Raw genomic sequence first — 10736 nt, forward strand, 5'->3', positions numbered from 1 at the left:
CCTGTGTGGTGAACCGCTACCGCGCGGTCCTGGCCTCGGCGACCGTCTCGGCCAGCCTGGCCACGGTCAGCGCGTCGAACAACGCGCCGAGTGGCAGCTCGATGCCGAGGTCGGCGCGCAGCCGGGCGCTCAGCTGGATGCCGAGCAACGAGTGGCCGCCCAGCTCGAAGAAGTGGTCGTGCACGCCGATCCGGTCCACGCCGAGCAGCTCCTGCCAGATTCCGGCCAGCGTCCGCTCGGTGTCGTCGCGCGGCTCGGCGTAGGCGGTGAGCAGGTTCGGTCTCGGGTGCGCGTCGCCTCGGGCGGGCTCGACGGGCGCCGTGATCTCCTCGGTCACCTCCGCGAGGTCCCGGGTGCTCACGACGACCTGGGCCGATCGCGCCCCGCCGAGGATCCGCAGTAGCGCCTCGACGCCCTCTGCCGTGCTCATGCCGGTGGCGAGCTGCCGTTGGACGAAGTCGGACCCGGCCCTTGGCTGCGAGAACGTGGGCAGACGGTAGGGCGCCACGTCGTCGGCGGTGCCGTCGCGCGCGCCGGTGAGCCGGGCGGGCAGGTCGGCGGCGTGCTTGAGGACGAACCCGGTCACGGCGACCAGTTCGGTGCCGTCCTCGGCCAGCAGCGTGAAGTCGCCGGTGACCGTCTCGCGGTCGGCGGTGTCCGGCTCGGTGTAGCGGTGGTGGCTGAAGACCCGCCTCGGCAGGCGGCCGGACATGGTCAGCCGCCCGTAGGAGATCGGGATGCGCAGCTTCGTGCCGACCGACAGACCGACGTAGGCGGCGCCGATGTCCATCAGCGACGGGTGCAGCGCGAACGCGGCCAGGTCGTCGCAGAACTCCGCAGGCAGCTCCAGCTCGGCCAGGTACTCGCCGTCGCAGGCCCACATCCGGCGCAGGCACAGCGACCGGCCTGCGAAGCCCATCGGCCCCGCGTTGGTCAGGCCGACGGTTTCGGTCATCCGGTTGATCAGCGCAGGCAGGTCGTGAGTGCGCCCGGTCGGCTCGGCCGGGCCGACGAGACCGGTGGAGTTCCACTGCCAGCCGTCACCGAGGCGGCTCGCCACCGAGAACGACCAGCCATCGCCCGCCTTCTCCAGCACCACCCGGACGTCTTTCTGGCCGGTCTGGTCGAGGACGATCGGCGTGGCGAAGGTGACCTCGCGCAGTTCGACCAGCTCGTGCCCGGTCCGGTCGGCGAACGCCGCCCTGGCCAGTTCGAGGTGGCCGGTGCCGGGGACCACCGGGTGGCCCAGCATCCGGTGCTCGTCGACCAGCCAGGTGTCCTCGGCGGTGAACGTCGAGCCGTAGACCCCGCCTGCGTCGGTGTCCGCGACGCGCTCGTCGAGCAGCGGGTGCGCAGGGGCCGGGCGACCGGCGGTCCTGGCGGCCATGCCGATCTCGCGCCAGGCGTCCCAGTTCACCGAGATCGTGCGCGGCCCGCCAACGGCGTCGACGTGCTGGGCCAGCGCGTCGAGGTGGGCGTTGGCCGCGCAGTAGTCGACCTGGCCCGCGCCGCCCGTCACCGCGATCAGCGACGAGAACAGGGCGACGAAGTCGACGTCGACGCCGTCGCAGGCGGCCAGAATCGCCCGTGCGCCGGCGACCTTCGGCGCCAGCACCCGGTCGGCCTCGGCAAGGTCCTTGAGCTGGATCACCCCGCCACCGGCCACGCCTGCCGCGTGCACCACGCCGTTCAGCGCGCCGAAGCGGCCGACCGTGTCCCGCACGATTTCGCGCATCCGGTCCGCGTCGGTGACGTCCGCGATGTGTGTCACGACCCGCGCGCCCAGTGCCAGCACGCGTTCGGCGCGGTCGCCGTCGGGCCGGGACCGGCCGACGAGGACCAGGCTGGCGTCGACCGTCGCGGCGAGGTGCTCGGCCAGCGCGAGGCCGACGTCGCCGAGACCGCCGGTGATCAGGTAGACCCCGCCGGTGCGAAGACCCTCCGCCGAGGGCAGACGGGCCGGGGCGAACTCCTGTCGCCACCGTTGCCCGCCGCGCAGCGCCACGACCTCGTCGGTGATCGGGGCGCTCACCTCCGCGAGCAGGGCGTCGTCCAGCCGTGCCGCGCGCCAGCCGGTGACCGTGGGGTCGCCGAGGTCGATGGCACGGCACCGGACCGAGGGGTTCTCCTTCGGCCACACCCGGCACGGACCCAGCACCGTGGCCTTGTCCGGCCGGGAAACAAGAGTGTCGCCGAGCGGGTGTAGATCGCTCGTGACCACGGAGACCTCGATCGGCTCACCGCCGGCTCCCACGGCCTTCGCCAGCCGCACCAGGCTGTGGAACCCGATGGCGTCCCGCGGTTGCTCCCCGGCGCGGTCGGTGACGGTCCAGCAGTGCGCGATCCGCGTCGGCGCCACCTCGGCCAACAGCCGGCGGTAGTGCTCGTCCTCGTCGGGGGAGACGGTGACGCGGTCGTCGTCGCCGCGCCACCCCGTGCCCTCGGTGGCGACCGTGACCACGTTTCCCTTGGCACGCAGCCGTTCCGCCAGACGCGTCCCGACACCGCAGGCGTCCGCGAACACCAGCCACCGCTGTGGTTCCGCCGCCGACGCCGGGACTTCGGCGGGTTCCCAGACCGGGACGTGGAACCAGTCGTCGAGACCGCGCCGGCCCGTCGCCCGCGTGGTCGGCGCGGCCGGCATGGCGAACCCGGTTCCGCCGTGCCTGACCGGCTCGAAGGGGTAGGTGGGCAGCGCCACCGTGACCGGCTCGTCTCGGCCGTGGGTGGCCGGCCAGTCGACGGGAACGCCAGCGAGCCACAGCTTCCCGGTGGTCTCCGCGACGACCGCGGTGTCGGCCCGGCCGTCGAACGACGACGGCAGGCTGTCCAACGTCAACGCCGTGTCGTCGTCGGCGGGCCGGGTGGACAGCATGAGCCCGCCGAGCGCCCTGCCCGGCCCGACCTCCAGGTACACCTGTCCCGGGGTGGACCACAGGGCCCTGGCGCCGTCGGTGAACCGGACCGGGGAGCACAGGTGCCGCGCCCAGTAGCCGGGATCGGTGGCGTCCGCGTCGGTGATCCAGTCCCCGGTCACGTTCGACAGGAACGGGATGGTCGGCGCCGACCGGGCGAAACCCTTCGCCACCTCGGTCATCGCGTTCGCCGCCTGCGCCATCATCGGCGAGTGGAACGCGTGTGTCGTGTTGAGCGCGCGGGTCGCGACGCCGTCGGACGCGAGCCGTGCGCGCAGCGCCTCGACCGCCCCCGGGGGACCGGCGACCACGCACAGGCTCGGCCCGTTGACCGCGGCGAGCGCGAGGTCGTCCGTCAGCAGCGCCTCGACCTGCGCCGCAGGCAGCGGCACGGCCGCCATGGCGCCCTCGGGCAGCGCGTCGATCAGCGTCGCCCGCCGGGCCACCAGTTCCAGTGCGTCCGGCAGGGTGAGCACGCCGGCCAGGCAGGCGGCGACGTACTCGCCGAGGCTGTAGCCGATGATGGCGTGCGGCCGGACCCCTCTGGCCAGCCAGACGCGGGCCATGGCGTACTCGACGGCGAACAGCGCCGGGTGCGCGACGGCGGTGGCGGTGAGTCCGGTCGCGGCGGCGCCCCGGCCGAACAGGCTCCGCAGATCAGGCCCGGTGCGACGGGGCGGCTCGCCGGGGTACAGCGCGGCCCGCAGGTCGACATGACCGGCCAGTAGGTCGGCGCACTCGTCGAACCGCTCCCGGAAGCACGGCTCCGACTCGTAGAGCCCGCGTCCCATCTGCGGGTACTGATCGCCGAGGCCGGGGCACAGGAACACCACCGACTCCCGCTCGGCGGCGCGCTCGGCGCCGAACAGCCGGGCCGGGTCGCGTTCGGTGAGCGCGGCCGCGGCCTGGGCGGTGTCGGCGGCGATCACGACTCCTCGGTGCCGCAACGGCCGGCGGCCGCGTTGCAGGGTTGCCGCGACCGAACCGAGATCGAGGCCGGGGCGCTCGGCCAGCCACGCGCCGAGCCGGCCGGTCGCCGTCTCCAGCGCCTCGGCGGTCCGCGCGGACAGCGGCAGGGCGTGGTGCGGCACGGTCGAGGCCGGCGCGACGCGTTCCGGCGCCTCTTCCAGGATGACGTGCGCGCCGGCGCCGCCGAGGCCGAACGAGCTGACCGACGCCCGTCGCGGGTGGTCGGCCGCGGGCCAGCCGGCACGCTCGACGGCGACCAGGAACGGCGAGGCGGCGAAGTCGATGCGTGGGTTCGGCGTGCGGAAGTGCAGACCCGGCGGGATCTCCCGGTGCCGCAGCGCCAGCACGGCCTTGATCAGCCCGGCGACGCCAGCGGCGGTGTGCGTGTGCCCGATGTTGGTCTTGACCGACCCGATCGGCCGCTGCCCGGCGGTCCACCCCGCCGCACGGTAGGCCCTGGTCAGCGCGTCGATCTCGATGCGGTCGCCGAGTGGCGTGCCGCTGCCGTGCGCCTCGACGTAGCCGATCGTGTCCGGGTGCGCGCCCGACCTGGCGAGCGCCGCGCCGATCAACCTGGCCTGGCCGTGCACGCCGGGGGCGGTGAAGCCGACCCGGTCGCCGCCGTCGTTGCCGATGGCGGAACCGAGCACGACCGCGCGGATGTCGTCGCCATCGGCGATCGCCGAGGACAGCCGCTTCACCACCACGACGCCCATGCCCTCGCCCAGCACCGAACCGTCGGCGTCGGCGTCGAACGCGCGGCAGTGGCCGTCGGGGGACAGGATGCCGCCGCGCTGGTAGACGTAACCGGGCACCTGACCTGCCCGCACCGTCACGCCGCCTGCCAACGCCAGGTCGCACTCCCCGGACAGCACCGCCCGTGCGGCGAGGTGCAGCGCGACCAGCGAGGTCGAGCACGCGGTCTGCACCGTGACCGACGGGCCGTGCAGGTCCAGCTTGTAGGCCAGGCGGGTGGCCAGGTAGTCGGCCTCGTTGGCGATGTTGCGGGCGAACACCTCGGCGTTGGTGCGTGCGGGCACGAGGTCCGGATGGTCGTTGCGGTAACCGCCGACGAACACGCCGACCGAACCGCCCGCCCGCTCTGGCACCCACCCCGCGTCCTCCAGCGCCGTCCACGCGCACTCCAGCAGCAGCCGGTGCTGCGGGTCCATGATCCCGGCCTCGCGCGGGTTGATCCCGAAGAACCCGGCGTCGAACTCGTCGGCCCCGGCCATTTCGCCCAGCACGGGGACGTAGTCCGGGTCGTCGAGCACGGCGGCGGGGACCCCAGCCGCACGCAACGCGTCGCGGTCCAGTTCTGCGAGCGACTCCACCCCGGCACGCAGGTTCGCCCAGTACCCGGCCGCGTCCATGGCGCCGGGGAACCGGCAGGCCAGTCCGACGATCGCCACCTTCTCGCTGGTGGTCACCGGTTTCGTCCCTCCATGGAGTTGCCCGCGGCGGCGGCCTGGGCACGGTTCTGCACGCCGAGCTTGGTGAACGCCATGTGCAGGTGCTGCTTGACGGTGCGTTCCGAAATGGACAGCTCGGACGCGATGTCCCGGTTGGAACTGCCGCACTGGACCAGGCGCAGCACCTGGCGCTGGCGCCGGGTCAGATCCGGGCCTGCCGCCTCGGCGGCGTGGGCGTTGCCACGCGCGTCCACCAGCCTGCGCAGCGCGGCGCACGCGTCCTTCACCAGTTCCTGGGAGGCGGCCGAGTGGGCCAGCGCGAGTTCGATGGTGGCCAGCACGTCCGCCAGCAACTCGGTCTCGTCCGGCTCGCCGTCCGCCGGTGACACGCTCACCCGGCACGCACCGACGAACTGAGCGCCAGCCGCGAGATGTCCGCGCCGGTGCGCCCGTCGACGGCCAGGTCCACGCAGATCTGGCCGAGCAGCGGGACGAACTTGAAGCCCCAGCCCGCCGCGCACACCACGAGCTTGTCGCCGTCGGGCACCAGGTCGGCCGCCGTGCCGAGGTAGAACTGGCGCTGCGGGTCGGTGGGCAGCACGGCCAGGCACGTGCTGCTGCGCACCGGCGTCGGGTCCAGCGCGGGCAGGTGCCTGGCGACCCAGGTGGTCAACCGCTCCACCTGGCGCGGGGCAGGCACACCGGTCGCCATGGCTGCGTGCTTCAGCGGGCTCACCTCGAACACCGGACCCAGCCGCACCTCGTCCCGTGGCGACCACGGGTTGCGGCCGAACCCGTAGAACAGGTTGGTGTCCTCCTCGGTCGGCTGCTGGAACACGAACCAGAACGGGAAGTCCCGGTCCGGCTGGGCGAGCCGCAGCGCCACCAGCGCCAGTTCGTAGATCCCGACGTCCAGCGGGGCGCCGAGCGGGGCGAGCAGGTCGTTGACGTACGGGCCGTTGGCCAGCACCACCCGCCGCGCCCGATAGACGCGCTCGTCGGTCCGGACCGTCACGCCGTCGCCGTCGGGCTCGACCGCGAGGACCGTCTCCCCGCCGCGCAGGCGCGCGCCCGTTGCCTGGGCCAGCGAGTACAGACCACCCAGAGTCGCGCGCACGTCGATGGTCCCGCCGTCGGGCTGCAGGAAACCCGCGTAGTGGCCGGGCAGGTCCTGGAAACCGAAGCGGCGCTCGATGTCACGGGCCGTCAGCCACTCGTAGGGGACGTCGAAGTTGTCCATGTGCACGGCGGTCTCGTCGATGCGGCCCTCGTTGGTGTGCACCTCGACGTCGCCGAACCACAGGCTGCCGATCTCGTGGATCAGCTTGCGGTCCACCAGTCCCTCCAGCCGTCGCCACAGCGGCAGCGTCTCGAGGGTGAGCCGGAACAGGTCCTCCTGGGTGTACTGCAACCGCCAGTGGCGTTCGGCACCGCTGGTTCCGTTGGTCTCGTTGAGGAAACCGGTGCGCTCGAGCACCAGCACGCGCAGTCCGCGCTCGGCCGCGTTCCACCCGCACGACAGGCCGACGGGTCCACCGCCGACGACGATCAGGTCGTAGGTCTCGGTCAGAGCCATGATGTGCCCCCTGTCGGTCCGGTGCCGGCCCCGACGGGCGCGGCGGGTCGGCCGGCGGCCTCGGCCAGCACGGTGTCCAGCGCCGCGAGCATGTGATCCACCTGGTCGTCGCGCAGTGACGGGTAGCAGGGCAGGTTCACCTGCTCGTCGAACCACAGCCGTTCCGCGGTCGGGCACTCGCCCGGTCCGTGACCTCGGTGGCGCCACTCCGGCTGCAGGTACAGCGGGAGGTAGCGCAGCTGCATCTGGACGCCGAGTTCCTCCATGCGTGCCAGCACCGCGTCCCGGGTCATGCCGAACTCTGGTTCGAGGAAGAACGTGTACAGGTGGTAGGCGTGGGTGCTCTCGGGCGGCACCGTCGGCACCCGCACCCCGGGCACACCAAGCAGCCGTTCCTCCAGCCGGGCCGCGATCGACCGGCGCCTGCCAACCAGTTCGGCGAGCCGTGCCATCTGCACCAGGCCCACCGCGGCGCTCGCCTCGCTGAGGGTGGCGTTGCTGCCCGCCCAGCGGACCTCCCTGCACAGCCGGGTGTAGGCCTCGCCGGAGTGCACGGCCCAGGTCGGCGCCAACTCCGTGCCGCGGATGAGTCCGGAGACCGGCTCGTAGTCGCCGTCGGCGTCGTTGGACCGGATGCGGGCCACGCGCTGGGCCCAGTCGTCCCGGTCGAAGGTGAGCATCCCGCCTTCGCCGAGGGTCGTGATGTTCTTGCTGGAGTGGAAACTGAAGCAGCCGATGTCGGCGAGCGCGCCAGGTCTTCGTCCGTGGTAAGTGCTGCCCAGCGCGTGCGCGCAGTCCTCAACCACAAGGATGTCGTGTTTTCTGGCGATCGCCATGATCCGGCCCATGTCAGCGGGGAAACCGCCGTAATGGACCATGAGTAACGCGCGGGTGCGTGGCGTGACCAACGCGGCGAACGCGTCCGGGTCGACGTTCATCGAGTCCGCGTCGATGTCGCAGAACCGGACGGTGACCTCGTGGTCCAGCAACGGCTGGATGGTCGCCTTGTAGGTCTGCGGGGTGACGATCACCTCGTCGCCGGGACGCAGGTTGAGCAGGTGCACCGCGAAGGCGAGTGCCACCGTGCCGCTGGTCACCGAGAACGCGTGCCGCGTGCCGGTGGTGGCGGCGAACGCCAGGTCGAAGCGGTCCCGCGCCGGGCCCTGGGACAACGCCCCGCCCGTCTCGATCACCTCCGTGACAGCGGCGATCTCCGCGTCGCTCAACACGCTGCCGATGGCGGCGCACGGCACCCTGAACCGGCTGGCCGACATGGATCCAACCCTCCTCTAGGACGGCGGCCATCGCCCCTGACTCCACAGTGGATCTTCGGCGTTGACTTCGTCTTGCTTTCTCGTGCATCCCCCGGATGACGATTTTGGTGATCGACACAGGCGCGATGATCGGGTCGCTCTATTGGCGATCATCCGAGTCGTCCTGTCGTGCCGGGTTTCGACCCCACGATGCTGGCCGATTCCCGCCAGTACGACTATCCGCCAACCGGAGGAAAATCCGGGTTCTAGAATCTGTGCTCCACCGGCGGCGATCTTTGGTGCTGTTCAGCGTAGCCGCGGGGGCGTAAGGACGCGGCAGGGTAACGGTTTTCCGCCGGGTTCTAGCACCACGCCCGGCGCGGACGACCGCCGATCCGCCTGTGGGCAGGGAATCACCGCAGCTGCGGGCCGCTGCCGCCACGACATCGTCCGGTGTTTTCCCACGGTGGCGGCGAAGTTGCGTTCTCGGTGCGGCACTGGCATCCTGCCAGCGGCCCGACTCCACGTCGCAGACGGTGGTCGGCCGAAATTCCGGCGCACAATACGCATGGTCGTAGGGACGCCGGCCCGTTAATTCCCGTCCGAATGGACGAATCCCACGCTATGGGAGGGCACCGAATGTCGCCCCTGTCCGCTGTGCGGCACATTCTCGTGGAAATCGGAGTGCAGGAGGACGCGCTCGCCCCGGACCGCGCGCTGCGCGCCGATCTTGGCCTGGACTCCACCGAGACGACCGAGCTGGGCCTGGCCCTGGAGAAGTGGCACGGTGTCACGGTCGACCTGTGGGACCGGCACGACTACACCATCGAGGAACTGGACCAGTTGGTGGCCGGGAAGCAGACGTCGGCGTGACCGGGGTGCACGCGGCCTACCGGACCGTGCCAGAGGACCGCGCGATGCGCTACCGCGAACGCGGCTGGTGGCGCCAGGAACTGGTGGACCGGTTGGTGCTGCGCAACGCCGACCACCGCCCGGACCACCCCGCGGTGATCGCAGGCGACCGCGTGCTGACGCACGGGGAGTTGGCCCGCGCGGTGGAGGTCGCCGCCGATCGGCTGGCAGGCATGGGGATCACGCCGGGGTCGCCGGTCATGGTGCAGCTGCCCAACGACCTGGAACTGGTCGTGCTGGTGCTGGCCCTGCTGCGGCTCGGCGCCCCGCCCGTGCTCACGCTGCCCGCGCTGCGTGAGCACGAACTCACCCACATCCTGGCCGCCACCGAGGCCGTCGCGATGGCGGTGCCGGCCCGGCTGCGTCGTTTCGACCACCTCGCCATGGCGAGGACCCTGCGCGAGCGCTCACCGAGCCTGCGCACCCTGCTGGTCGCGGGCGACGACGGCACCCGAGGCGCTGGCGAGGTCGACCTGCGGCGGCTGTGCGACCCGGCCCCGCTGCCAGAGGACGCGACCCCGGCGCCGGAGCTGTCCGCGCCGACATCCGCCGACATCTCCGTGCTCCTGCTCTCCAGCGGCACCACCGGTCCACCGAAGTCCATCCCTCGGCTGCACGAGCCCTACGGGTACATGCTGCGCGCCGCGGCCGAGCTCGCCGAGGTGACGCCGGAATCGGTGTACCTCGCGGTGATGCCGGGGACCCACGGGTTCGTCCTCGGCTGTCCCGGCGTGCTGGGTGCGCTGGCCGCCGGCGCGACCGTGGTGCTCGGCTCCGCCGAGGATCCGAGGGCAGCGCTGGCGCTGGTGGCCCGGCACCGGGTCACGCACTGCGCGCTGGTGCCCGCGCTGGTCGCCGTGTGGACCGACCACGCCCGCACGGGGGAGCACGACCTGTCCAGCCTGCGGGTGCTGCAGGTCGGCGGCGCCCGTCTGCACGCCGCCGCGGCGGCCGACGCCGAGGCCGTGCTGGGCACGCGGGTGCAGCAGGTCTACGGCATGAGCGAGGGCCTGCTGAACTTCACCCTGGTCGACGACCCGGACGAGGTGGTGCACGGCACCCAGGGCAGGCCCGCCTCCCCGGACGACGAGATCCTGGTCGTCGACGAGGACGACCGCCCGGTCCCGCCCGGCGAGCGCGGCGAGCTGCTGACCCGTGGCCCGTACACGATCGCGGGCTACTACCGCGACCCCGACGCCGACGAGCACGCCTTCACCCCGGACGGCTTCTACCGTACCGGCGACCTGGTGCGGCTGGATCTCTCCGGCAACATCGTGGTGGAGGGCCGGACCCGGGACGTGATCAACCGAGGCGGCGAGAAGATCTCCGCGGAGGAACTGGAAGCAGCCCTGGTCGAACACCCCGACCTGCGGACGTGCGCGGCGGTGGCCAAGCCGCACCCGGTGCTCGGCGAGATCGTCTGCCTGGTCGCCGTGCCCGCCGACGGCCGCACCGTCGACCTGCGTGAGGTGCGGGCCTACCTGGACCGCCTCGGCCTGGCCCGGTACAAGCTGCCCGAGGAGCTGGTGGTGCTCGACGCGCTGCCGATGAAGGGCGTCGGCAAGATCGACAAGGTCAGCCTGCGGGCTCGGGTGACCGGTTCGACTGATTGTTGACCGGGCACTGTCACCGCACGCCCAGCAGGCGCAGCCCGGCGGCGGTGCCCGCGGCGATCAGCACGATCGCCGCGAACGGCAGC

General features: G+C 72.3%; 6 protein-coding genes. 2 read left to right on the forward strand and 4 right to left on the reverse strand.

The genetic code is table 11. The features are described 5' to 3' along the window. Positions 1–16: 16 nt before the first annotated feature. From WBA97_RS33185 to WBA97_RS33200, 4 genes are read right to left on the reverse strand one after another with little or no spacing between them, the layout of a single operon-like run. The gene (locus tag WBA97_RS33185) at positions 17–5314 is read right to left on the reverse strand and encodes an SDR family NAD(P)-dependent oxidoreductase (RefSeq protein ID WP_424234934.1); all 5298 of its coding nucleotides are present in this window, start codon (positions 5312–5314) and stop codon (positions 17–19) included. Beyond that, complete coding sequence (locus WBA97_RS33190) at positions 5311–5691, reverse strand: LuxR C-terminal-related transcriptional regulator (protein WP_424234935.1); 381 nt, start codon at positions 5689–5691, stop codon at positions 5311–5313. Before WBA97_RS33190 ends, WBA97_RS33185 begins: the two co-directional genes overlap by 4 nt. Next, positions 5688–6872, reverse strand: coding sequence for an FAD-dependent oxidoreductase (locus WBA97_RS33195; protein ID WP_424234936.1), 1185 nt, complete (start codon positions 6870–6872; stop codon positions 5688–5690). The genes WBA97_RS33190 and WBA97_RS33195 overlap by 4 nt, the downstream gene beginning before the upstream one ends. After that, positions 6863–8146 (reverse strand): DegT/DnrJ/EryC1/StrS family aminotransferase, encoded by a 1284-nt coding sequence (locus WBA97_RS33200; protein ID WP_424234937.1) that lies wholly within the window; start codon positions 8144–8146, stop codon positions 6863–6865. The genes WBA97_RS33195 and WBA97_RS33200 overlap by 10 nt, the downstream gene beginning before the upstream one ends. Before the next feature lie 618 nt (positions 8147–8764). Here WBA97_RS33200 and WBA97_RS33205 point away from each other — a divergent pair. After that, entirely contained in the window at positions 8765–8998 is a 234-nt protein-coding gene (locus WBA97_RS33205; protein ID WP_424234938.1) for an acyl carrier protein, read from the forward strand. Then, positions 8995–10653: a (2,3-dihydroxybenzoyl)adenylate synthase gene (locus WBA97_RS33210; RefSeq protein ID WP_424234939.1), complete on the forward strand. Its 1659-nt coding sequence runs from the start codon at positions 8995–8997 to the stop codon at positions 10651–10653. Before WBA97_RS33205 ends, WBA97_RS33210 begins: the two co-directional genes overlap by 4 nt. The last annotated feature ends 83 nt before the right edge of the window (positions 10654–10736 follow it).

It is taken from the genome of Actinophytocola sp. (assembly GCF_049647105.1).
GTDB lineage: Bacteria > Actinomycetota > Actinomycetes > Mycobacteriales > Pseudonocardiaceae > Actinophytocola.